Source organism: Paenibacillus lemnae (assembly GCF_012933385.1).
GTDB lineage: Bacteria > Bacillota > Bacilli > Paenibacillales > Paenibacillaceae > Paenibacillus_AQ > Paenibacillus_AQ lemnae.
The window spans coordinates 240,023-263,874 of record NZ_JABBPN010000003.1 but is presented as its reverse complement, the minus strand read 5'-3'; the positions used below and the strand labels follow the sequence as shown (position 1 = coordinate 263,874).

At 51.0% G+C, this 23,852-nt stretch carries 18 protein-coding genes; 3 read left to right on the top strand and 15 right to left on the bottom strand.

Annotated features, from left to right (window positions below; all coding sequences use genetic code 11):
• Positions 1 to 7: 7 nt before the first annotated feature.
• The 9 genes from HII30_RS04815 to HII30_RS04775 form a co-directional block, all read right to left on the bottom strand.
• Positions 8 to 625, bottom strand: coding sequence for a Yip1 family protein (locus HII30_RS04815; RefSeq protein WP_169503867.1), 618 nt, complete (start codon positions 623 to 625; stop codon positions 8 to 10).
• Positions 609 to 2,081, bottom strand: a complete 1,473-nt coding sequence (locus HII30_RS04810; RefSeq protein WP_169503866.1) for an NHL repeat-containing protein — start codon at positions 2,079 to 2,081, stop codon at positions 609 to 611. The genes HII30_RS04815 and HII30_RS04810 overlap by 17 nt, the downstream gene beginning before the upstream one ends.
• 13 nt (positions 2,082 to 2,094) lie before the next feature.
• On the bottom strand, positions 2,095 to 2,949 hold the full coding sequence (locus tag HII30_RS04805) for a carbohydrate ABC transporter permease (protein ID WP_169504095.1): 855 nt from the start codon (positions 2,947 to 2,949) through the stop codon (positions 2,095 to 2,097).
• A gap of 59 nt (positions 2,950 to 3,008) precedes the next feature.
• Entirely contained in the window at positions 3,009 to 3,881 is an 873-nt protein-coding gene (locus HII30_RS04800; RefSeq protein ID WP_425495977.1) for a carbohydrate ABC transporter permease, read from the bottom strand.
• 96 nt (positions 3,882 to 3,977) lie between these two features.
• Entirely contained in the window at positions 3,978 to 6,887 is a 2,910-nt protein-coding gene (locus HII30_RS04795) for an extracellular solute-binding protein (protein WP_425495976.1), read from the bottom strand.
• A gap of 199 nt (positions 6,888 to 7,086) precedes the next feature.
• Positions 7,087 to 8,460: an ABC transporter substrate-binding protein gene (locus HII30_RS04790; protein WP_169503864.1), complete on the bottom strand. Its 1,374-nt coding sequence runs from the start codon at positions 8,458 to 8,460 to the stop codon at positions 7,087 to 7,089.
• A gap of 277 nt (positions 8,461 to 8,737) precedes the next feature.
• Complete coding sequence (locus HII30_RS04785; protein WP_169503863.1) at positions 8,738 to 9,790, bottom strand: LacI family DNA-binding transcriptional regulator; 1,053 nt, start codon at positions 9,788 to 9,790, stop codon at positions 8,738 to 8,740.
• A 177-nt stretch (positions 9,791 to 9,967) separates the two neighbouring features.
• Positions 9,968 to 11,509, bottom strand: coding sequence for a DUF4127 family protein (locus HII30_RS04780; RefSeq protein WP_246246107.1), 1,542 nt, complete (start codon positions 11,507 to 11,509; stop codon positions 9,968 to 9,970).
• Positions 11,510 to 11,668: 159 nt separating this feature from the next.
• Positions 11,669 to 12,157 (bottom strand): DinB family protein, encoded by a 489-nt coding sequence (locus HII30_RS04775; RefSeq protein ID WP_169503861.1) that lies wholly within the window; start codon positions 12,155 to 12,157, stop codon positions 11,669 to 11,671.
• Between the two features lie 144 nt (positions 12,158 to 12,301).
• On the opposite strand from HII30_RS04775, the gene HII30_RS04770 reads away from it, so the two are divergent.
• The 3 genes from HII30_RS04770 (at position 12,302) to HII30_RS04760 (ending at position 16,625) form a co-directional block, all read left to right on the top strand.
• A complete protein-coding gene (locus HII30_RS04770; RefSeq protein ID WP_169503860.1) occupies positions 12,302 to 13,249 on the top strand; it encodes a helix-turn-helix transcriptional regulator in 948 nt (315 codons plus the stop codon).
• A 139-nt stretch (positions 13,250 to 13,388) separates the two neighbouring features.
• Complete coding sequence (locus HII30_RS04765; RefSeq protein ID WP_169503859.1) at positions 13,389 to 14,012, top strand: DUF3298 and DUF4163 domain-containing protein; 624 nt, start codon at positions 13,389 to 13,391, stop codon at positions 14,010 to 14,012.
• Between the two features lie 48 nt (positions 14,013 to 14,060).
• Positions 14,061 to 16,625: an SBBP repeat-containing protein gene (locus tag HII30_RS04760; RefSeq protein WP_484549377.1), complete on the top strand. Its 2,565-nt coding sequence runs from the start codon at positions 14,061 to 14,063 to the stop codon at positions 16,623 to 16,625.
• 168 nt (positions 16,626 to 16,793) lie between these two features.
• Here the strand turns inward: HII30_RS04760 and htpG are convergent, their stop codons facing one another.
• The 6 genes from htpG to HII30_RS04730 form a co-directional block, all read right to left on the bottom strand.
• Positions 16,794 to 18,674, bottom strand: a complete 1,881-nt coding sequence (gene htpG, locus HII30_RS04755; protein ID WP_169503857.1) for a molecular chaperone HtpG — start codon at positions 18,672 to 18,674, stop codon at positions 16,794 to 16,796.
• Positions 18,675 to 18,896: 222 nt separating this feature from the next.
• Positions 18,897 to 19,631: a nucleoside phosphorylase gene (locus HII30_RS04750; protein WP_169504093.1), complete on the bottom strand. Its 735-nt coding sequence runs from the start codon at positions 19,629 to 19,631 to the stop codon at positions 18,897 to 18,899.
• A gap of 1 nt (position 19,632) precedes the next feature.
• Positions 19,633 to 20,307, bottom strand: a complete 675-nt coding sequence (locus HII30_RS04745; protein WP_169503856.1) for a sulfite oxidase-like oxidoreductase — start codon at positions 20,305 to 20,307, stop codon at positions 19,633 to 19,635.
• A gap of 24 nt (positions 20,308 to 20,331) precedes the next feature.
• Positions 20,332 to 21,255, bottom strand: a complete 924-nt coding sequence (locus tag HII30_RS04740) for an ABC transporter permease (protein ID WP_169503855.1) — start codon at positions 21,253 to 21,255, stop codon at positions 20,332 to 20,334.
• On the bottom strand, positions 21,239 to 22,306 hold the full coding sequence (locus HII30_RS04735; protein WP_169503854.1) for an ABC transporter permease: 1,068 nt from the start codon (positions 22,304 to 22,306) through the stop codon (positions 21,239 to 21,241). The genes HII30_RS04740 and HII30_RS04735 overlap by 17 nt, the downstream gene beginning before the upstream one ends.
• A complete protein-coding gene (locus HII30_RS04730) occupies positions 22,303 to 23,799 on the bottom strand; it encodes an ABC transporter ATP-binding protein (protein WP_169503853.1) in 1,497 nt (498 codons plus the stop codon). Before HII30_RS04730 ends, HII30_RS04735 begins: the two co-directional genes overlap by 4 nt.
• Between the last annotated feature and the right edge of the window lie 53 nt (positions 23,800 to 23,852).

Genomic DNA, 23,852 nt, shown 5'->3' with positions numbered 1-23,852 from the left:
CCCCCCTTCATGCCCGGAAAATAATCTCTCTGTACACATTGATCACGAATTCTGCGATCTGCTGGAGCATGCTGAAGATCAGCGTTCCCAGAAACACGATAATTCCCATGACTACAACACTAAGAAAGATCGTCAATATGGTTTTGGACGGAGAGTACTGGTGGACGGTCATAATTCCGACAAACAGCAAGCCGATAAACCAAAAGACGGCAGCCGTATTCAGCAAATAATAAAATACGGTTTCTTCCTGCACCATAAAGCGGCTGAACAGTGTCATCGGCGGATAAATCAGCACCAGAGGGACCAGCGCATACGACGTGGCCATCAGGATATCCCTGAACTTGCCCTCTCCTCCCATCAGGGTAGTCACAGACCAGTTCGCAATACACCACAGCAGCAAGGGTGCCAGCACAAAAACCAGCTCGCTCAAGCTGTTTAACCGGCGGAAATCATTGTAATTGACCAGGAATCCGGCATATTGCTTCTGAAGAATCATCGCCAGTACCAGCAGAAACAGAATGACCGCCGCTACCCGCAGTCTGCCGCGGTTTTCATATTTCATATCCCAGAATCCGTCAAACGGATGAAGGATCACATAGAGAGGAAACTTAAAATCCTGTTTCATGATTTCTCTCCCTCCTCAGCTTCCAGTGTCTCACCATTCTGAATCCCGCAAAGGCAGCCCCGGCGGCAAGCAGGAGGGAAAGCACGGTGCCAAAATGCTCTTTCATCACTTCTCTGCGGTATCTCTTATAGGCAACAGAATAATTTTTCCGATCCATGCCCAGTTTGAAATAAGTTAGCGCTTCCTTATTCTCCTGATTCATCAGCTTTGCTTTGCCGATCCCCGTATAGGCTATGTCGTAATTGGCGTTCAGCTGCAGAACCTGCTCCCATGCCGTTTCCGCCTCATCCGCTTCACCGCGGTAATGATGCCGAACAGCCTCATTAACGCGGGAGCCGAATACCGTCGGTTTAAACACGACAATATTTCCTTTCCCCCTGTCCAGTACAAGCTGCTTCTCACCCGCCATTTCGACGGCAGCCGGCGTTTTGAACAGACCCAGCTGATTGCCTTTCCCTCCAAAAATGTAGAGCAGATTGCCGTTCTCGTCATAAGTAAAGACCCTTCCCTGCGTAGAGTCCAGTCCGCTGTACATCCCGTCTCCCAGCACCTTCACATCAATAAACTTGGAAGGCCCTGTCGTCCGGCGGAAATAAACATCCCCTGCAACAGGATAATAACCAAGCCGCTTCAACACATCCTGTCCTGCCGGGTTAAGACGCTTAATCAGCTCTTCTGAACCAATATCGATGTTCGTTGCATACACAAAGCCTTTCTCGTCAATATCCACATTGGAAAATTCGGTCGGAATGAACAGCCGCATCTGGGCCTTCTGCGCTTTGGTGGAGACAAGCCTCCACAAGTAATCCGCATAATTCCGTTTGACCTTAATCGTACCGACATAGCCGATAAAACTGCCGTCTTCATCAAATTGCATAATCCCTTCGTACACCCCGCGGGCGACGACGAAGATCCGGTTCGCTTTATCGACGGTGACCTTCAGCGGAATAAACTTGAAGTCTTCCGGAAGCACCTCCGATTCCGGGTTCTGAATCATCCCAGCCAGTTTCCCCTCGGGAGTCAGGATGACAATCCGCTGGTGATCCGTATCGGCTATGTACATTTTTTCATCGTGATCCACAAAAATCCCGCTGGGATTGCTGAAGGTATCCTCCTTTCCTTCATGTTCAAAAGTTGTGATCACCTTAGCCTCCGTCCAGTCGGGGTTCATCTGCACAATCCGCTGATTGCCGGTATCCAGCACGTACAGTCTGCCTGAAGAAGAAACATGCATATCCGCAGGCTCCAGAAACTCCCCGATCCCCAGATTTTTTCCGGTGATATATCCTTCAGGCAGATACGCGGCCGGCATCGGAGTGGCTTCCTCCCAATAGTTGTAGTTGTAGCTCTCATAAGGAGCTGCTGTGGAGGAGGCGGCTGCCGGCTCCCCGGATCCGAGGCCGGTCAGCAGCAGGGAGACGGCCGCGACAAAGGCTATTAATTTCTTGGCTGGCATATGTTCATCCCCCTTAATCCTTCATTCCTGAAGTCGCCATGGTCTCGATAATCCGGCTCTGTGAGAACACGAATAGAATGATTGGCACGCTCATCAGTATGAGAGCAACCGCTGCTCCGGCACCGGCCCGTGCAATCCCGCCCATAATGATCTGATTCGAGGCAAAATGAAGCGTCTTCAGCTGCTCGCTGTAGATAAATCCATTCCCATCACTTCCCCACAAGATCTGAAACAGGAGAATAATGAGCGTGAGCCATGCCGGCTTGACGTTCGGCATCACGATGGACCAAAAGATACGGTACTCGTTCGCTCCGTCAATCTTGGCCGCTTCGAGCAGCGCATCCGGAATCTGCTCCATAAACTGCTTCATAAGATACAGTCCCAATGAGTAGGCAAATGCCGGAACGATAACGGCCCAGTAGGTGTCGATCAAGCCCAGCCAGGAGAGAATCATATAGTTGGGCGTTGCGGTAACAGCCGGCGTGAACATCAGCGACAGTACGACAATGCTGAACAGAAATGTTTTTCCCGGAAACTTGTGCTTTGCCAGCGGGTATGCAGCCGCCGAGGCCAGTATGACATGACCAACAATTCCGGCACCGGTAATGAAGACGGTGTTAAAAATGTAGCGGGAGAACGGTACCCATGTCTGGCTCAGCAAGTTCATAAGTTCGGAAAAGTTGTTCCATGTCGGATTTCGCACAAACAAGGTTGGCGGAAAGAGAAAGATTTCATCCAGCGGCTTGAAGGCATTGTTAATGGCGTATACCAGGGGAAGTGCCATGAACGCCCCAATGACAGCAAGCAGCATGAACAGCGAAAAGGTTCCCATGAAGGATCGGTTGACTCTTTTCTTACGAATCGGCATCAGCTGCCGAAGTTTGCTCCCGATCGGCTTTCCTGGAACATCAAGTGCAGCCTTCATGGTTACCCCCCCACCTTTTGCAGTAATTTTTGGACTATGAGATTGGTGCCGACCATCAGGCCAAACAGCACAGTGGCAATGGCAGACGCATATCCCATTTCGAATCGGGTCGTACCGTAATCAATAAGATGAGTTACTACGGTTTCTGCGGCATAGTTCACGCTCGGGAAACCTGCCAAAGCAATGGACACATCAGCTACGGCAAAAGACGTTGTCAGCTGAATGACTGCCCCAAACATAAGCTGCGGCCGCATGGAAGGCAGCGTAATATACCATAATTCCTGCCACCGGTTGCGAACCCCATCAACTGCACCCGCTTCATATAATGTTCTGTCTACCGTCTGGAGGCCTGCGATAAAAGCCAGAAACCCCGTGCCAAGGCTGAGCCAGAGCTGAACGAGAATGATGATCGGCATAATGTATGCCTCGGTTTTAAGCCATTGGATAGGCTCTAAAATCACACCGATCTTCATCAGCATTCCGTTAGCGATCCCGTAGCGGTCACCGGAAAAAATCATCAGCCAAATAAAATAAATGTTGCCCGAGATGGAGGGCGCATAAAAAATCAGCGTCATAAACGCTCTCATCCGGGGCGTGAGCTCATTAATGATCCATGCAAAAATAAAGCAGGCCAGATAACTTACAGGCCCTGTGATCGCCGCAAACAGCAGCGTATTCTTAATGGCCGTCAGGAAGATATCATCTTCCAGAAACAGCCGTGTGTAATTATCCCAGCCCACAAACCGGGGCAGCTCCAGCATATTAAAGTAAGAGAAGCTGAGTATGATAGAAACACTGACCGGAAGTACTGTGAACAAGGTGAAAAGGATCATGTATGGTGCGAGCAGAATATACGAATGCTTGCTGGCTTTCATTTCCTGCCGTTTGATGGACCACCATGAATCTTTTTTCGGCAGGCGGAGCTGAGCAGGCTCGGCACGCTTGACTTCCTGTATACTGGAATTTTGCAATTAGATCCCCCCCTGCTCCTGCAGCTGACCGAATTCTTTTTGCTTGTTGTAGATTTCATCCTGGATATACTGAACGGAATCCATGATCGCTTCACGGGGTTCAACCTGACCAATGACCGACCGGTAAAAAGCATTAAATAAATGCCTGCCGGTCGAATACCCTCCAGGAACCTCCGGAATGCCCTGTACCCATTGGAATTGTGCCTTCAGATTTTCGAAATCATCCACCGGCCACGGCAGCTGTTCCAGTGCCTTGATATTGGCAGTCGGATAGCGGGCTGCAGCGCCCATCAACCCTTCCATTTCCCGGCCAAACCCTGTCTGCGTCTCATCACTGGTCCACCATTTCATGAACTCCCATGCCGCTTCCTGATCCTTGGCCTGATCCAGCATTAGCACAGCGCTGCCCCCCGATGGAACCGTCCGGTCCAGTGTCCCGTCTTCCAGGACCGTGCCGGGCACAGGTACAAATCCCCACATGCCGCGGATTTCAGGAGCAAACACCGTCAGCTGGTTATAAGTCGTGTAATCGGCGATCCCGATGGGCATCTCTCCCGTTCGGAAACGGTTGGCGAAATCATATTCTCTCTCGAGCTTGTAATCTGTGTAGTACTCGCTCCACTTCTTGAAGGCCTCAATTCCGATTTTGGAATCCAGATCCGACTCCAATCCGTTATTGCGATAAAATTGTCCTCCGGCCTGCATCAGCAGCGTGGCATACATGGAATTCGGAGGCAGTGTCGTCCACTGGTCTGGAGCCTGGGCCACAACAGGAAGACCGAATGCCATATGATTCTTGTTCAGCACTGCAAGCAGATTAGCAACATCATCCCAGGTCTGAGGAACGTCAACACCAATCTCATTCAGCACATCCTTGCGGTAAAACAACATGTTGAACGTCTGGGTTTCGGGCAGCGCGTATACACCTTCCGAGTATTGATAGGGCACGAGCGCACTGCTGCGGAAACGATCTGCTACCGTGCCGAAATCACTGAACTGCGTCAAATCCGCAGCCGCATTTCGCATCGCAAAGTTGACAGGCAGATCATTGCCGATCTGCATCGCGACATCCGGACCCTGTCCGGCAAGAGTGGCTGGAAGCAGTGTCCCCATGTTCACCAGCTTCAAATCGACATTGATGCCGGTATCCTTCGTAAAGGTCTCATCGATCATGGACTTGATTGTATTCGCCTGATCCCGGCCGCTTCCGATCCACACCGTGACTGAGCGCTGGTCGGCTGCATCTGTAATGTTGCCGATCCGATTATAGTCAATGAAAAAGGAGGAGAAGAAGGTCGACGCTTCATGCTTAACTTTGGTTCCCGCTCCCATTCCTTTTGAGGGCAGCTTCCTGTCAGGCGAAGCTATATAGATGGCATCGATTTCCAGAGGCTGTTCTCTGGCCTGCTGCAGCCAGGTGCCAAGACCACCGGTATTCGTCTTATAAGCGTTCAGCCTCCGCGGAATGGTATCCGGATTATCCACCATTTCATCCAACTGGTCCGCCATCGTCCGGAGCACCGCCTCCTGATCACTGCTTTGACCAGCCAGCTGTTTCAGCCGCTCTGCGATAACCCTGAGCCGGCGGCTCTCACCCTCGAATACATCCAGCAGCTCGGGAATACGCTGCTCAACCCGATAGTCACGGACTTCATCCGGACTGTTTCCGGTAATCATCAAAATCTTCCGGTACATGGCATTCAGATTCAGCAGCGTGTTCTCCACCTCCTGGATCAGTGGTGCGAACTCTCCGAGGCTGACCTCCAGCCGCAGCACATGCTTACCTTCTTCCAAATGGAAGAGATACGGATCTTCACCGCCTAAAATATCATTGCGGTATCCGCTTTGATAGCGGAAAGGAACCCGGCTCATTTCTTCAAAAGGCACCTTCCCGTCGATGCTCAGCTTTCGGGTAGAATAGATGCCTCTTACGAAATTTTGCTGGGTTCTGAAACCGATCTTGTACAGTCCGGTTTCGGGAACATCCAGCTCCCATTCAATCCACTGTCCGGGCAGACGCCAATTAAAACCTCCGATCGTATTAATCCTCACTTTCGAAGGACTGTAAGGGCTTACACTTGCGCTGGAGCGCTCACTGAGCGGATACAGTGTCGGTGAAGATTTAGCGTAAGCCTCTTCGCCCTGGATCTCCAGCAAAATGCCTGTAGTTGGCAGAATTCCGTCCTTTTCGTACTGCTGTTTTACCTGGTCATAGGTAGGCGGTTCAGCCTGATGAAACAGCTTCAAACTGTGAATCACCATGGGCTCACGTGAAGCACTGAGTGTCAGCACATGTTCACCCTTGTCTAAATAAAATTGAAAGGGCTCCCTCACATACCCGTCCGAATCCCTTACGACAGCCTCGCGCCACCCGGGACGTTCACTTTGCTTCGGCCTCAGATCATTACCTTGATTATCCTGTTCCAATTCATCTTTGGTGTTACCCCAAATCCGGTCAAACTGCAGATAAGCTGCTTCTTCAAAGGGCAGATAACCGTCGATTCTCAAGGAGCGCTCGATCGTGGAGCTTTTGCCTTCCACCGGATAGTAAAGCAGAGAAAGATGATAAAGCCCTGCTTTCGGCACATCGACAGTCCACTCCACTCCCCCCCTCTCTCCGGTATAAAGGGATGGGCCCGGTTGACCTTCGTAATCATGGAGCATACGAACATCTGAATTATCCGCTCTGGAATAGTCAGCGGCATTCCAGGCAATTTCCATATCCGGACTTTCCTCGCCGCTCCATTGCGACAGATAGTTTTCATAAGGAAGGACAGATTCTTTTTTCCCTGCACCCGATACCAGCTTTACTGCCGGTATTTCAGGGACTGCCGCGGTTGCTGCTCCCGATTCGGTATCTCCTTCAAAAACGCCGGTGATCCACAGGAGCAGTACAGCTGCCGCTGCCACAGCCCCATACCAGCCCAGCCTTTTGTTTACCTTCACATTTCTTGTCAATGTCCATCCTCCTCGCGCGACATGAAGCCTGGCCACGAACGCCCTTATTCAATGTAACTCGCGGCAAGCATAGAAAAGGGGACGCTGCTGCTGCACGCGTCCCCCTCTTTGTTTTTCCCGCTAAGGTTGCCGCCTGAAGACCTGTAATTATTTACTTGCCCAGCTTATCGACAGATGCCTGGGCCTGCTGCTTGTATTTCTCTGCTGTGGCTGTGACTGATTGGTTTTTCACGATGATATCATCCACAAAAGCACCGGTCGGATATTCCGGATAAGCATCGTCCAGGGTAATCACACCAGTCCCTGTAATATGTTCGCGGATCATATCAATATCTTCCTGATTGGTATACATGCTCTCTAAGTATTCCTGGCTCGGATATTCTTCCGTTTGCGGAATGTCAAAGGTCTCTTCGTAAATCTGGTATACGATCGCTGCGTCTTCGACTCCCTTAGGAATAAACTTGGCGGCTGCACCGCTATTGGCATACGTAGCATCCGGAGAGCCTTGCGGCCCGTTAGGTACCGGTACAATGCCTACCTCAAACGTTAGGTCACCCAGCATCCATTCTGCTGCGAAGAAGATTGCCACATCTCCATCCTTGAACGTGTTGGTCTCTTCCCAGTCCATTGGGTTTCCGCTTTTCACTTTGACCACTTTGTCAACATTGTAAAGACGGTTCACAAATTCGGCGGCTTCGATCGTTTTGGCGTCGGACAGCATTTCCTTGCCGTTGACAGCATCTACGACATTTCCGCCATTGGCTGCCGTAAAATGTTTGAGCACATCCATGGCCCAGCCCGAGTAACCCCAAACATCGGTTTTACCATCATTATTAGTGTCTTTCGTCGCTTGTTTGGCGACTTCAAGGAGCTTATCCCAGGTCCATTCTCCGTTGGTGTACAGTTCCTGCAGATCAGGAAGTCCGAGCTTTTTGAAGAGATCCCGGTTGTAGTGAATGCCATGTCCCAGAGAACCCGGATTGTCAAACCCGTATTCATCACCGCCGATGGACGGAGATTTCGTCATCAGATCTGCATCCTTGTTAATATTGTTCTGCTCTGTCGTGAACTCACTAACCTTAAGCAGCTGTCCTTTCAAAATGGCTGGCAGAGCCGCTTTATATTCCATCTGTACAATGTCCGCAAACGGTTCGCCGGCCAGTACACTGGTGGTGAATTTATTCATGTACTCCTCAAAGGGAACGTTTACAAATTCAATCTTGCAGTTATACTTCTTCTCCAGCTCGGCGATCTTATCCAACCGCGCTTTCTCGGAAGCGGTAGCACCCGCTGGCTTCAAATCCCACCAGGCCGCTATTTTGATTACTCTGCCGCCCAGATCCTTTGCAGGAGGTTCTTCTTTTGCCGGTTCTTCAGGTGCAGGTTCTTTTACCTCTTCCTTGATCTCATTTTCTACAGGTGCCGGCGGTGTATTATTCTCAGCCGTTGATCCCCCGCCGCTGCAAGCGGTAAGCAAAAATATCAAACAAAACAAGATTAAAGAAAGCCCTTTCATTTTTCTCATTGTCAAACCTCCCATTAACGTTTATGAACCCCTCACGCTCAATTGATAACCAAACATAATAATAACAAAATTAGTATAATCACCACCATTTGTTATGTATTTGAAAAACAATATATCACCTGAAATAACAACCGTCAATACATCAATAGCAATTTTTTTACAACACCCCTAACTTTTCCTATTCCAGCAGTACGGTAGAACAGAAATAAAAATTGTATGCCAAAAAGCCCTGAGTCACTCAATCAGGGCTCTTCCTCTTCATCAGAGATGGACCATTCTATGATTCTCTTGCACCAGTTCCTGTTACAGAAGATGCTAGAAAGCGATCTTTAATCAGCACATCGGCCTGCACCAGAATTTTCTCATAATTTGACTGAGGATTATGCATTCTCCATAACAACTGGTCGACAGCGCGTCTTCCCAGCTGTTCCTTATTAACATTCACGGTAGCCAAAATGGGGCGATGAGGATGCGTATTATCAAAACCGGTCACCTGCACATCTGCAGGAACCTCCACCCCGACTTCCTTCAGAATATCAATGACATACTCTGCCATCCAATCGTTGATGCACACCAATACTTCAGGCAGTTTCCCACCAGCAGCAGCAGAAGTTAATGCAGATTTGATATCTTCATTCTCTCCTTCGACTAGTTCCGGAATCTGATGCTGCTCCAAGCCACAGTCAATCAGGGTTGACCTGAATCCGAGCCAGCGCTCATTAAAACTGTGAGCGTCTTTAATCGGGCCTACGAATTGAAAAGATTTGCAGCCTAATCGGATCAGGTTCATCATTATTTCCCTGATACAATGCAAATTATCGGAAAAGATCATGTCGCATTGAAATGCCGGATCCAGATGATCTACCATCATAACAGGAATATTCAGCTGACGGATATCCAGCAGTACCTGCGTGGAGACTGACCCGACGGTGATAATCCCGCCGATGGCCTGGGGATTGAGCAGTGAGAACATGGAGTCTGCCGTCGGTTCCGTCAGGGTTATAATATCAATCCCTTTCTGGTTCAGACGTGAAGATATCCCATTAAAGACTGGTCCCCAATAGACCGACTCCATGTTCTGATATCTGACATTTGGAAACAAAACAAGAATAGCTTTGTTATCTTTTCTTGTTCCCTCCTCAGGCGGCTGAACATCCAGATGTGCCGTTCTTCCCTGATCTTTAAAATACCCCAGCTGTCCCGCTGTCCGGATAATCATCTCCCGGGTATGGGTGCTGACGCCAGATTTGCCCGATAAGGCCCGGGATACCGCAAATTTAGATACACCGGTAAAATCGGCGATTTCCTGAATGGTTACTTTTTTCATCATATCAACCTACTTAAAAAACATTTTTGTATTTTATTATGATTGGATAGTCACCTAACAAAACATAGGATTTTGTTAGGTGATATCATCATAGCATGATTCGTCATAAAGCAAAAGCAGATTCTTGCACCACAATAAGAAGACCCCTGCAAACCATAGCGGAGGCCTTTCTCATTGTTATTATTTATTGCTGAGCCAATTGACCGTACAGACCGTGCTGACACCCACTTCGAACATCCGGTTCCAGGGCAGATACACCTCGTCAACCGAGACGCTCACCCTGTCCGTGTTCACATACTGCTGCACAAACTGCTCCAGCTTTTCCTGAACCATACCGGCTACCCTGCCGCGCTGACCATCGGCCTCAAAATAATCACAGCCTATCTGTTGAATAACACCGCCGGACAGCTCCTTGCGCACGACCGAGCAGTATCCGCAATCTTCGGTATATCGCAGTGCCAAAAAGTCCAAATGAGCCTGTCTTGAACCATACCGGTGATACAGCAGACCCTGGGCGATAACCGTCCCCAGCGTATTAGAGCTCGTATTCCAGCCGGCATAACCGGCAAGCTGGAACAGCATGCCTTTCTGCCTCAGCAGCTTCAGCAGCTGCAGATCGCCGCCATTCGCATAAGCTACATCCGCCACCGCCACCGGCTTGCCGTACCTGTTCATCATCTGATGACCGTACTCTACCAGTTCTACAACGTTTCGCAGCACCTGATAGGAAGCATTCGGCGATGGCTGGCTGTTCGCTTCCTCCATTCCTGCCCCGGGAGCATTAATCAGCAGAATCACATCCGCCTCCTGCGCGCTCCCGGCGATCTGGCCGCCTGCAGCCAAAATATGATACGTAACGCTCTCGAACAGCGGTCGGTCTTCATACAGAGGAGTGATATAAGGTGCACCCGAACCAGCAAAGCGCGGATAAATCCACGGCTTCTCACCATTCATCTCGTGGATCATCCGGATCGTCAGGGTACAGCCCGCCTCATCCGCACCGGGATACATGAGCGCGCGCAGCTCTACGTTACGGGACATCATATCCTGCCGTACCTGCTGCTGATCCAAGGCCGTCCAGCCGTATGGCGCCGAATCATCCTGAGGAATCACCAGAAAATCAATAATACCTTCCTCCACGTATTCCAGTACCTTCCGGTTTGCCATACGGTTTATGGCGCGCCGCTCCAGATAGTCGCGCTCGACTTCAGCCGGCAGGTTAGCCAGAATATCAGCCAGTTCCTGTTCTTCCTCTTCCGTTATTATGCCCAGTTCCTGCTTGTGGCTGAGATACCCCTTGCGGAATATGTCCCGTCCATACTGTCCATAATAGCCGGGCTCTTCATCATCACTGGAATACTGCGGACAGCGCATAATCAGATGCATGGCAAACAGCTTCAGAACCGGCCGGTTCTGCTTGATGGTCCGGAGCCTCTCCAGGCGGCCCAGTATCTCTGCTTCACTTAAATCATGCAGGCGGGAAGGAACAATACCTCCGTACAACAGCGTATCCAGAGAGACAACCGCACCATATGCATTGCTGCATTCTACTTCCAGCCAATCCGCAAGCTGTTTCGTGTCCCCGGGTGTTTTCTTGCGCCCCATCATGTCCAACGCAGGACGCACCATCTGTATTCCAGCATCCCGGATCAGCAGCTGTGGAAAATCATAATTGCAGGGCCTTTCATCCAGTGGCAGATAAACCAGCTTTTCATCAGCCAATGCTTCACTCTCCTTTGGAGTAAAAGATTGGATATAGTGTAGCATAGAACATCATCTTGGGGAATAATGTTCCATTTTAGTAATCAGTTTTAATTTTTATTCGGAACAGGATGTCAAAAAGACCGGCGGATGGCCGGCCTTATGTAAAGGTTGGAGGTATTAATACAGATCAAACATGTTAATATCATATCCTTGGGCCTTGAGATAATTAAACAGCTGAGCCCTGTGATGCTGGGCGTGTGTGACAATCTCGATCAGCCACTTGGCTTGAACCGGACCATGATCCAAATAAAACGGCTTGGTCTGCTTGTTCAGGAAATCCTCGTCACTCAGCGACTCCATATAGGCTTTGAGGTCGTCCGTCCCTCTGCGCAGCCAGCCGATCAGCTTGTCTGCATCCCGTCCCGCCTCGTTAATCTCCCGCTCCAGCGCCCGAATGTCCGGTTCGCTCTTTTCATGCAGAATCTCCAGATCTACGGAAGGAACCCCCGCGAGATGCTGAGCCAGTTCTTCCAGGCTTCTCATGTTCGCGGCGGGTCTGTACTCCCAATCCTCTGCTTTGATCTTCGTCATCAGGTTTGACGTCGTCCGGACAATCAGCTCCAGTTCTTCAAACAACAGCTTTTTCATTTCTTTGGCGGCATTCATGATCCAACACTCCTTTATTTTCGTTTCATACCATAAGGGTTGTATACAAAGTTAGTTTGTGATCCAGGTATGCTTCTCATTATAGCGTATAATAGTGACAGTTATTGTCATGGTTACGGATATTTATAAGGGGGATCTATCACGATGTCGAAATCCAAACGGCTGCTGGAGCTGATGCTGACCGTTAACCGGATGCGAAAATTTACGGTGAAGGAGCTGGCAGACCAGTTCGGCGTATCCAAAAGGACCATTCTGCGGGATTTACAGGAACTGAGCGAGCTTGGAGTCCCTCTCTATTCAGAGGTGGGACCCCATGGCGGCTATCAGGTGCTGAATGAGCGGATTTTGCCGCCCATTGCCTTCGGGGAGGATGAAGCCGTGGCTATGTTTTTTGCCAGCCATGCGCTGCGCCATTATTTGTTCATGCCGTTTGAGAAGGAGTCTGCAGCAGCACTGCATAAATTTTATCTCTACATGCCAGGGGATGTTCGGGACCGGATCGACCAGATTAAAAACCGGGTGGATATTTATACGCCCACGAGACAGCAGCAGGCACCCTGTTTATCTGTTCTGATGGAAGCCGCTGTGTATCAAAACGTAATCCAGATCCAATATACATCCGGCAGTGATGTGTCACAGCGATTGATTCAGCCCATCGGAATCTTCGCCAGCAGCGGGTTCTGGTACTGTCCCTCGTACTGCTTTCTCAGGCAGGATTTCCGCCTGTTCCGGTGTGACCGGATTACCTCTGCTGCGGCCGATCCTACCGGACAAACCCCTATGGATCATCGGCATATTCACTTGGGGAACTGGGAGCAGTTCTTGGAGAGAAGTATGCGCACCATACTTCTTGAAGTCGACCTCACTTCCGAAGGGGTCGAGCGCTGTGAAGCCGAACTGCGTCCGGCTCCTCAAGTGATCAAGTATGAGGATGGGTCTGGTGCCATCCGTCAGTCTGTACCGGCAAGTGAAATGGTATATTTCGCCCGCTTCTTCATCGGGCTGGGGGATGAAGCCCAGGTGGTCGGTCCCCCGGAGCTTATCGATGAGATGAGGCAGCAGCTGAGCAGCATGCTGGCCAGATACACGTGAGGGGTGGGTGTGCCGCCTCTTTTTACATATCCGGCAGAAAAGCAGCATCCCTTCGCGGATGCTGCTTTTCTTATTGGTGAACCGATCTCAGTTCTGTGACATAGGCTGATGTATCAATTTCGAACGGGAGCGAAGTGCCATGAGCCCATATGAACCGCCGGTACAGATCCAGACCATGACTTATTCAAGGCCGAATGTATTTATCCAGTATCCCCAGGTGCGGGGGCTTGCCAGCCGCCAGGCTGAGGAGCGGATCAACCGCACCATTACGATGACCCTGCAGGAGATGGAGCGAATCCAGCAGACTGTGCAAACCGGCACCAACCCACAGATCACCGTGCATTATGAGATCAAAACAAACGAACGCGGCATTCTCAGCCTGCTGCTCAGTAATTACACCTATTCAACGCCAATGGCGCATGGGTATACTGCAGCTAAAGGACTGACCTTCTCCACAGCTTCAGGACAGCTGTACCGTCTGAGTGATTTGTTTAAACCGGGCTCCAATTATGAAGCCGTATTGATCGCCGAGGTCAATCGCCAGATCAAGGAACGGAATCTGCCGGTACTTAACAATCCGGTCACCGTGCAGCGTGATCAGGATTTCTATCTGGCCGATAAAGCGTTGGTGCTTTTTTATCCGCTGTACGCCATCACGCCCTATTACGTCGGCATCCCAATGTTTCCGATCTCGGTATACACCCTCCAGCCCATCATCGCGGAGAATGGCCCGCTGGCTGTGTTGGCGGCGGATGTGGTTTGATATATTATTCTATCTTGCAAAATCCGCAAATAAGGTCCTTTGCAATGAATGTATACTGCTGTGAATAAACCTTCGGGAAGGATGATTTCGATGTGTCCTTGTGAACATCAAAAACAGCGCCTACTGGAAGCGTACGGGAAGCTGCCACCAGCGTTTATCCCTAATGCAGGCCAAAGGGATAACCAGATCTTATTTTACTCGCAAGGAAAAAATTTTCAATTCGCTTTTACACTAAATCAGATTTGGATGACTTTTTTCGAGACTGATCCTCTCCCTTCATTCTGCCGCAGAGCAAGGACCTATCGTTTCTCAAAAGGGCAGGATGAACGAGAAAAAGAGCGGCGGATCAAAGGCGTTACTCTCGCCTGGCGGTTTGTAAATGCTTCTTCCGGTGCAGCAATAGAAGGTGCACTTCCTCTCACTGGAAATATCAATTTTCTGTATGGCAAGGATCCTCAGAACTATTATACAAACCTGCCGCTGTACCAGAAAATCATTTATCGGCAGGTTTGGCCAGGTATTGACATCGTGTTCCAAGGATCCGAAGGAAAGCTTAAATATGATGTCGTGCTGCAGCCAGGCAGCCGCGTCAAGGATGTCCGGTTCCTCTATGATGGCGCAGACAGCATTCATTTGGATAAGTATGGAAACTTATTAATCGAAACTCCCTTTGGAACTTTTACAGATCTTAAACCATATGCCTATCAGGAAATTGGAAGCGGGCAGAAACAAGTTGGCTGTCATTATATGATTCAATCGGAACTAGATGGGAGCAGAAGCATCGGGTTTGAGATAACGGAGGAGATAGAGCCCGGATACCCGTTGATCATTGATCCGATTCTTCTCTATTCCACCTATCTTGGAGGTGCTGGTTATGATTCTAGTTCAGGCATCGCGCTGGACGCCTCCGGTAACGCGTTCGTAACAGGTACTACCGACTCCATCAATTTCCCCACTACACCAGGCGCATTTGATACTACCCCTAATACCGGAAGCGATGTATTTGTGACAAAGCTAAATCCAAACGGGACTGCTCTAGTCTATTCCACCTATATCGGAGGCGATGCAATTGATGAAGGCAACAGCATCGCGGTGGATGTTATGGGGAATGCCTACATAACAGGCTACACAAATTCTCCGGATTTCCCTACCACTCCCGGCGCGTTCGATACAAGCGGGGAAAGCGATGCATTTATAACTAAATTGAATTCGAACGGCTCAGCACTTGTCTACTCTACCTATCTCGGAGGCAGGAGCAATATTGATATAAGTTACAGTATTGCGGTAGATGAATCGGGAAATGCTTATGTGACAGGATTAACCCAATCGGATGATTTCCCTACTACTCCCGGTGCTTATGATGTCACATTTAATGGCTTGGAAGATGCTTTTGTGACCAAGCTGAACTCGAGTGGTTCCGCACTTGTTTATTCCACCTATCTCGGAGGGAGTGGGATTGATGAAGGATACGGAATCGCAGTAGATATTCTCGGCAATGCCTATGTAACAGGCATTACCACCTCAGATAATTTCCCCACCACTCCCGGCGCATTTTCTACCATCTTAAGTGGTAGTGATAATGCATTTGTGACGAAAATGAATCCGGCCGGATCCGCCCTCGTCTATTCAACATATCTCGGAGGCAGCGTGTCTGATGCTGGATTCGGGCTTGTTGTCGATGCATCAGAAAGCATTTATGTAACAGGCGGTACCTATTCATCCGATTTCCCTACCACATCCGGAGCTTTCAGTACCACCTATAGCGGAAACATTGATGCATTTGTGACGAAACTGAATCCGAACGGTTCTGACCTCATCTATTCCACATATCTCGGAGGCAGCGAGTTGGATACAGGTTCGAGCATCGCAGTCGATGCCTTTGGGAACGCTTATGTAACTGGTAACACCTTCTCCTCTGATTTCCCTACCCTTCCCGGTGCATTTGACACCAGCTACAACGGTGGCGGCGATGCATTTGTGACTCGTGTTAGTTTAACGGGGTCCGATTTACTCTTTTCTTCTTACCTCGGAGGCAGCGAGCAAGATTTCGGGTCAGGCATCATTTTAGATGCATACGGTACCGCTTATGTAACAGGCAGCACTGCCTCTGCCAACTTTCCTGCTACGCCCGGCGCATATGATATTTCCTTCAATGGCGGTTCTTCCGATGCATTTATTGCAAAAATCGGAGAAATCCAGATTCCGGGGCCTCCAGGACCGCAAGGTGAACCAGGGCCGGCAGGCCCCCTTGGCCCAACAGGAGCGCAGGGCACCCCTGGTGCACAAGGATTTCCAGGACCGCTTGGATCACAAGGTGAACGTGGTTCACAGGGGCTGTCTGGGTCGCAAGGCAGTCCGGGAGTACAAGGCCTTCCCGGACCACCGGGTTTGCCTGGAGCACAGGGGCTTCCTGGAGCACCTGGACTGCAGGGGAGTACAGGAGCACAAGGCTTGCCCGGACCTCAAGGTCCGTCAGGGCTAAAGGGTTTACGGAAGCGTTCGCCTGTTAAGAAAGTCATGCGCATCAACAGGCGATTGAAAAAAATCAATGCTCGCATAACCCGATTGTACAAAATCGTGTGCAGAAGAAGAAAACAGCGACGTATTAAATAAGATCTCGGTGTACAGCCTCCTGCGATTATGGAAACACTCTATAAAATAAAAATGTCTCGCCCTGGTACGCTTGAAGCAGAGGCGCGGGCGAGATCTGTTATACATATTATTTAGCTTAAACACATCAAGGTCAAACAAGTGACTAGGCAAGGCTGCCACAAAAAGTAATTACACCATCATTTTACAAATATCGTTCGTGAACTCAACCGGGTCAGACACCGGCAGCCCTTCGATCAGCAGCGCCTGGTTGTACAGCAGGTTGGTGTACAGGGCCAGCTTCTCCTGGTCGCTTTGCTGCGCGTTCTTCAAGGACTGGAACACCTCATGGTTAATGTTGATCTCCAGCACCTTGTCTGCCTGAATGCCCTGGTTGTTCGGCATCTGGCTCAGGATCTTCTCCATCTCGATGGACAGATCGCCATCGGTGGACAAGCAGACCGGATGCGATCTCAGACGCTTCGAGGCCTTGACGCTCTTCACTTTACCGCTCAGCATACCGCTCATCGCCTCGAACAGATCCTTGTTATCGCTCTCGGCTGCTTCTTCCGCCTTGTTGTCTTCTTCGCTGTCAATGCCCAGGTCGCCGCTGGAGACGGACTTGAATTCCTTCTCCTTATAGTTCACGAGCATCTTGATCGCGAACTCATCCACATCGTCCGTGAAGTAAAGAATTTCGTAGCCTTTATCAGCCACCAGCTCGGTCTGCGGCAGCTTCTCAATCCGGTCGATTGACTCCCCTGCAGCATAGTAGATATACTTCTGGTCCTCTGGCATACGGGACACATACTCGTCCAGCGTAACCAGCTTCTTCTCCTTGGAGGAGTGGAACAGCAGCAGATCCTGCAGCACATCCTTGTTTTGACCGTAATCGTTATACACACCGAACTTCAGCTGTCTGCCGAAAGCGCCGTAGAATTTCTCGTAATTCTCTCTTTCTTCCTTCAAAAGACTAAGCAGCGCACTCTTGACCTTACTCTTGATGTTCTTCGCAATCATGGTCAGCTGGCGGTCATGCTGCAGCATTTCCCGAGAAATGTTGAGTGACAGGTCTTCGGAATCGACCATACCCTTCACGAAGCTGAAATAGTCTGGCAGCAGATCGCCGCATTTGTCCATGATCAGCACGCCGTTGGAGTACAGCTCCAGGCCCTTCTCGTATTCCTTGGTGTAGTAATCAAACGGCGTATTCTCCGGGATAAACAGGATCGCATTGTACACCACCGCGCCGTCTGCCTTAACATGGATATGCTTGAGCGGCTTGTCAAAGCCGTAGCGTTTCTCAGCATAGAAGTTGTCATAATCCTCATCGGTCAGCTCGTCCTTGTTCTTGCGCCAGATTGGAACCATGCTGTTCACAACCTGCTCTTCGGTGAACTCCTCGAACTCGCCTTCCGCACCTTCCTTCGGACGCTGTCCGCTGACTTCCATCTTGATCGGATAGCGGATGAAATCGGAATACTTCTTGATAATCGCCTTCAGGCGGTACTCTTCCAAAAACTCATCATAGCTGTCATCTTCGGTATTCTCTTTGATCTTCAGTACGATCTCGGTACCCACGCTGTCTTTCTCTGCAGTTTCAATGACATAACCGTCCGCACCACTGGACTCCCACCGGTACGCTTCGCTGGCACCCAGCGCCTTCGTCGTTACGGTCACATGGTCTGCCACCATAAATGCGGAGTAGAAGCCGACGCCGAACTGACCGATGATATTATGGCCGTCCTTTGCTTCATTCTCATGCTTGAACGCAAGGGAACCGCTCTTCGCGATCGTACCCAGGTTGTTCTCCAGTTCTTCCTGATTCATACCGATCCCGGTGTCTGTGATTGTAAGGGTCCGGTTGTTCTTGTCTGCGGTCACCTGTACATAATAATCTTCTTTATTAAATACCAGCTGATCGTCAGTCAGCGCTTTATAGTAGATTTTATCAATCGCATCGCTGGCATTGGAAATCAATTCCCGCAGGAAAATTTCCCGCTGGGTATAAATGGAGTTAATCATCATTTCGAGCAATCGCTTGGATTCTGCTTTGAATTCTTTCTGAGCCATGGATGAATCTCCTTTCAGAACGGAAGTGATCTTTATTTAGCACTCACATGCCGCGAGTGCCAACACTTCTTTTATTTAACAATACCTGATTTTCGATGTCAATACGAAATCAGAAATCACGCCTTAGCTTCACATCTAAAAAAAGATCCCCAGCCGGTATGTTACCATGCTGGGAATCTTATTCAAAGTGCTCACTGCTCAATCACTGAGCGAGAAGCAGATCTAGTTCTCTTCGTCTGCCAACGCCGCCACGGCATTCAGTGCGGCTGCTATCTCGCGTTCAACCGCGCGGGCAACCGTATCCGTGTTCGGATCGTACTCGGCAGCCAGATCACTGTCGGCAAAGCCGTCCATCGCGACGATGGCCCCGGCTCGAACCCCGCGCAGTGCAGCGACAACATACAGTGCGGCGATCTCCATCTCGACACCGAGCGCACCTGCCGCTTTATATTTCTGATGCGGCACTTCCTCTACACCGTTGAAGAATACATCCAGCGTGACGGTCATGCCTTTGCGCACAACGCCTTCACCCGCCGCCATAGCACTTTGCAGCAGCGCCTCGGTCACCCGGCTATCCGCAACGGCCGGGAATCCGTCCGGCACGAGCTGACGGGTCAGACCGTCGGTGCGGATCGCCGCCGTGCTGATGACAAGACTTCCTGCCGGTACATCCGCATGATACGAGCCGGCTGTGCCAACCCGGATCAGCGTCTTAACCCCGGCACGGATGAGCTCCTCGAAGCAGACCGCGGCTCCCGGTGATCCTACACCATGACTGGTAACCGCAAGCCTGACACCTTTATAGGTGCCGACAAACGTCCGGTATTCCCGGCTGAACGCCAGCTCCCGCATATCCTCCAGCTTACCTGCAATTTTCTCCGCCCGCTTCGGGTCACCGCACACAATCGCGTACGGCGGTATATCTTCCGTATTCACCTGCAAAATCGGCATCAGCATATCAGTCATACTCCTTACGTGTCCATTCGTCTTCCGGGATCGGCAGCGCTTCACCGCTGAATCGCTGTTCCTTGAACGGGTCTGCTTCGTTATGAAAACCATTCTTCTCCCAAAATCCGGGGCGGTCTTCCTTCATAAACTCAATTCCTCGCAGCCACTTGGCGCTCTTCCAGAAATACCGGTGCGGCACGACGGTTCGCAGCGGCCAGCCGTGCTTCTTGGTCAGCGGTTCCCCGTTGAACTTGTAAGCCAGCATCACATCATCCCGCAGCAGATCTTCCATTGGTACGTTCGTATCGTAATCCGGATCGGCATGGAACATGACGTATTTCGCCTCCGGCTTTACCTTCAGCAGCTTGAGAAAGTCCCGGAACAGAATGCCTTCCCATGTTGTATCAAACTTGGACCACCGGGTGACGCAATGGATATCACAATCCACCGTTACGGTCGGCAGGGACAGCAGCTCCTCATAACTGAAGGTCACCGTTTCTTCCACCTCACCAAATATGCGCAGTGTCCATTCCTGCATATCGTACTCCGGCACATCACCCTCATGAAGAATCGGGAACTTCTCGGTCAGTGCTTGTCCGGGCGGCAGCTTGTCACGCTGCTCATCGCTCAGGTTACCGAGCGGCATGGGCTTCATTTTCTTCAAGCGTTCCGCTTTATTATGCATAGGTATCTCTCCTTTGAGACAGGGTTACCTCGAGCTTGAGCCCTGCTTCTGTGCGTCCTTCAGGAAGCTTTTATCCTTGAAAAAGAACATCGCGGCAATCGTTACGATATAAGGCAGCATTTGTGTAAAATGCGTCGGCAGCGCAAGCCCCTGGAACCGGATGCTGATCGCCTCCATGAAGCCGAAGAGCAGACTGCTTGCCGTAACGCCGAGCGGACCGGACTGCCCCAGCATGGTTGCCACCAGTGCAATGAATCCGCGTCCGTCCGTCATGCCTTCCGTAAACATCGTCAGCTGGCCGAGCGACAGCTGGGCGCCTGCCAAAGCGCAGAGCACCCCGCTCGCCAGCACCGCACCATACTGGTACCGCTGCACCCGAAGGCCCAGGCTGCTTGCAGCCAGTGGATTCTCCCCGGATGCGAGAAAGCGGAAGCCGCTCTTCGTCCGGTAGAAATAATACCACATCACGCCGGCAATCAGAAAGGCGAGATACACCAGCGGCGTATGTCCCGACAGAATGGGACCCACGACCGGTATATCTTCCAGCACCGGAATGTTCCATTTGGGAAGCCCCACCATCTCTTTATCATAGAAAGCGCCTTTGACGTCAAATAATGCCCGCAGGCTGAATGTCGTGAGCCCCGCAGCCAGGGCATTCATCGCGATCCCGACCACAATGACGTTGGCCTTCAGGTTGATCGAGAGATAAGCGAACATGAACGAGAAGACAAGCACCACCAGAATTGCAAAGAGGATGGCCAGCAGGACATTCCCGAAGAAATAATTACCCGCAATCGCGGAAAAAGCACCCAGCAGCATGAATCCTTCCAGGCCGACGTTAAACAGTCCGACTCGCGCACAGAGCGCGCCTCCCAGTGCAGCCAGCAGAATGGGAGTCAGAACACGGAGAGCCGTATTCAGCAGTGCCAGATCAAACAGCTGTTCCATGTGACTTACTCCCCTTTCTGCGTTTCAGGAAATCATAGGTGAACCGGGCGGAGATGAACAGAATGAGCGCAGCCTGAATGATGGCCCCTACCTCAAGCGGCACCTCGGTATTCCGTTCTACTCCCTGTCCGCCGGTCTGCAATGCAGCCAGGAAAAGGGCCGCAGCGAGTGTGCCGAGCGGATGAGAACGGGCCAGCAGTGCAGCCATAATGCCTGTCCAGGCATAGTCTGCGGTAGTCAATGCTCCGTCAATATAGCGGTACTGGGAGCCAAGGATCTCAACCGCGCCCCCAAGACCTGCCAGACCGCCGCTGAAGAACATAGCCCCCAGCATCATCGTCCCCCGGTTAATCCCCCCATAAAGGGCGAAGAGCGGATTGCCTCCAAGCATCCGGACCTCATAGCCGATCACCGAGCGCTTCAGCAGCACGTAGATGATGACAGCCAGCACGACTGCAAACACAAAACCGATATGCAGCGGCATGCCTGAAAACAGTTTGGGAAGCCATACGCTTTTATCCAGCATTGCCGATTGTGCCATCGCAGCAGAGCCTGAGGTATCCTTCAGCGGATAAGCTACCAGGTAACCGGCGAGCAGGTCCGCAATGTAATTGAGGAGCAGTGTCGAAATGAGCAGATTTACAGCAAACCGGGCATCAAAATATCCGGCCATGACCGACCACAAGCCCCCGGCAATTACACCGGCAAGCAGTGCGGCAATACTGACCAGCCATCCCGGTCCCGGCATGTACAATCCGACCAGTGAGGCTGCAAGCGCGCCAAAGATCATCTGTCCCGGTGCACCCAGATTAAAGAATCCTGCACGAAAAGCAAACGCCGCACCCAGGCCTACCAGTATGATGGGCGTGGCTCTGGACAGCGTATTGGTCAGGAAATAAAATCCGCCAAAGGCACCGTTCCACATTTCCTTATACGTCTCCAAGACTTCGCCGCCAGCAATCACAATAGCCACCGCACCAACCAGCAGGCCGACGAGCACGGCAGCCGCCGGCTGAACCAGCGGAGACAGCATTTTCATCCATTTATTCATTGTATACTTCCTCCTGCCATCAGCAGACCCAGCTTCTCTTCTGTCGCTTCCTCTGCGCGCAGCTCTCCGGCAATCTTTCCTTCATACATGACCAGAATCCGGTCAGACAGCTTGAGCACCTCGGACAGTTCCGAGGACACAAGCAGAATACCAGTCCCTTCATTCCGGCGCTTTAGCAGCTCGCCATGAATCGTCTCCATCGCTCCGATATCAACACCGCGTGTCGGCTCCGCAGCAATCAGAAACGGGGTTCCCTGCTCCAGCTCCCTGGCAACAATCAGCTTCTGCAGATTACCGCCAGACAAGTACTGGGTACTGGTGGCGAGTGATCCGGTCTTGATCGAAAACTTGCTGACCCAGCGTGATACCATTTCGCGGATATCCCTGCCCTTCATAAAGCCTCTGGACTGCATCCGGCGCTGATGTCCCATCAGTCCGGTCTCCAGCACCGTTGCCTCACGATTCGCTCCCCACACATACCGGTCCTCTGGAATGTGCGCCAATCCCTGCTCACGAATCTGGCGGGTAGAGAGCCCTGTAACATCCTTGCCGCCCAGACTGACCACGCCCTGATCCGGCTGCATCAAGCCTGAGATCACCTGCAGCAGCTCCGATTGGCCATTCCCGGAGATGCCAGCGATTCCGACAATCTCTCCGGAATGAACGGATAGTGAGATATCATCCAGCACAGCCTTGCTTCGGGAACCCTTGATCCCGATTCCGGAAAGCTCCAGCACCTTGTCTCCAGGCACTGCGGGAGTACGGTTCAGCTCTTTCAGTTCACGGCCGACCATCATTCGGGAGAGTTGGTAGGCATCGGTTTCCCCTTTAGCTACACTTCCTGTTACCGCACCATCCCGCAGTACAGTAATCCGATCTGCCACATCAAGCACTTCATTCAGCTTGTGGCTGATGAGAATAAAACTCTTTCCCTGCTTCGAGAGCATCTTGATCGCAGCAAGTAAATCCTGGACTTCCAGCGGTGTCAGCACACCTGTCGGCTCGTCCAGAATAATCACCTCCGCGCCCTGATACAGCACTTTCAAAATTTCCACACGCTGCTGTACCCCTGGTGCACTACTGCCGACCGAAGCTTCCGGATCTACTTTCATCCCGTATTTCTCGCACAGCCCTTTAACAATTTCGGCAGCCTGCCTGCGGTCAAAGCGCAACGCTTTTCCAGGTTCGCTTCCGATGACGATGTTCTCGGCAATGCTGAAAGAAGGAAACAGCATAAAATGCTGATGCACCATCCCGATCCCCTGTTTGATCGCATCCAGAGGACTGTCAAAGGTCACTTCCCGGCCGTCCACACGTATGGTCCCGGATGTGGGCTGTTCCATGCCGTACAGGATCCGCATCAGTGTCGTTTTTCCCGCCCCGTTCTCACCGACAATGGCGTGCACCTCGCCGGGCTGGAGGGAAAAATCAATACTGCGGTTGGCACTGAAACCGCCGTACATTTTCGTAATGTTCTCCATCTGAAGCAGCATGAACGTTATCCTCCCTCTCCTTTTGTAGAAATGAATGAAAGACCGACTGCCAT

Bases quoted from the DNA above. Each gene is read 5' to 3' on its own strand.
- HII30_RS04815 (WP_169503867.1), bottom strand. From the start codon at position 625: ATGAAACAGGATTTTAAGTTTCCTCTCTATGTGATCCTTCATCCGTTT.
- HII30_RS04810 (WP_169503866.1), bottom strand. From the start codon at position 2,081: ATGCCAGCCAAGAAATTAATAGCCTTTGTCGCGGCCGTCTCCCTGCTG.
- HII30_RS04805 (WP_169504095.1), bottom strand. From the start codon at position 2,949: ATGCCGATTCGTAAGAAAAGAGTCAACCGATCCTTCATGGGAACCTTT.
- HII30_RS04800 (WP_425495977.1), bottom strand. From the start codon at position 3,881: ATGAAAGCCAGCAAGCATTCGTATATTCTGCTCGCACCATACATGATC.
- HII30_RS04790 (WP_169503864.1), bottom strand. From the start codon at position 8,460: ATGAGAAAAATGAAAGGGCTTTCTTTAATCTTGTTTTGTTTGATATTT.
- HII30_RS04785 (WP_169503863.1), bottom strand. From the start codon at position 9,790: ATGATGAAAAAAGTAACCATTCAGGAAATCGCCGATTTTACCGGTGTA.
- HII30_RS04775 (WP_169503861.1), bottom strand. From the start codon at position 12,157: ATGAATGCCGCCAAAGAAATGAAAAAGCTGTTGTTTGAAGAACTGGAG.
- HII30_RS04770 (WP_169503860.1), top strand. From the start codon at position 12,302: ATGTCGAAATCCAAACGGCTGCTGGAGCTGATGCTGACCGTTAACCGG.
- HII30_RS04765 (WP_169503859.1), top strand. From the start codon at position 13,389: ATGAGCCCATATGAACCGCCGGTACAGATCCAGACCATGACTTATTCA.
- HII30_RS04760 (WP_484549377.1), top strand. From the start codon at position 14,061: ATGTATACTGCTGTGAATAAACCTTCGGGAAGGATGATTTCGATGTGT.
- htpG (WP_169503857.1), bottom strand. From the start codon at position 18,674: ATGGCTCAGAAAGAATTCAAAGCAGAATCCAAGCGATTGCTCGAAATG.
- HII30_RS04750 (WP_169504093.1), bottom strand. From the start codon at position 19,631: ATGCTGATGCCGATTTTGCAGGTGAATACGGAAGATATACCGCCGTAC.
- HII30_RS04745 (WP_169503856.1), bottom strand. From the start codon at position 20,307: ATGCATAATAAAGCGGAACGCTTGAAGAAAATGAAGCCCATGCCGCTC.
- HII30_RS04740 (WP_169503855.1), bottom strand. From the start codon at position 21,255: ATGGAACAGCTGTTTGATCTGGCACTGCTGAATACGGCTCTCCGTGTT.
- HII30_RS04735 (WP_169503854.1), bottom strand. From the start codon at position 22,306: ATGAATAAATGGATGAAAATGCTGTCTCCGCTGGTTCAGCCGGCGGCT.
- HII30_RS04730 (WP_169503853.1), bottom strand. From the start codon at position 23,799: ATGCTGCTTCAGATGGAGAACATTACGAAAATGTACGGCGGTTTCAGT.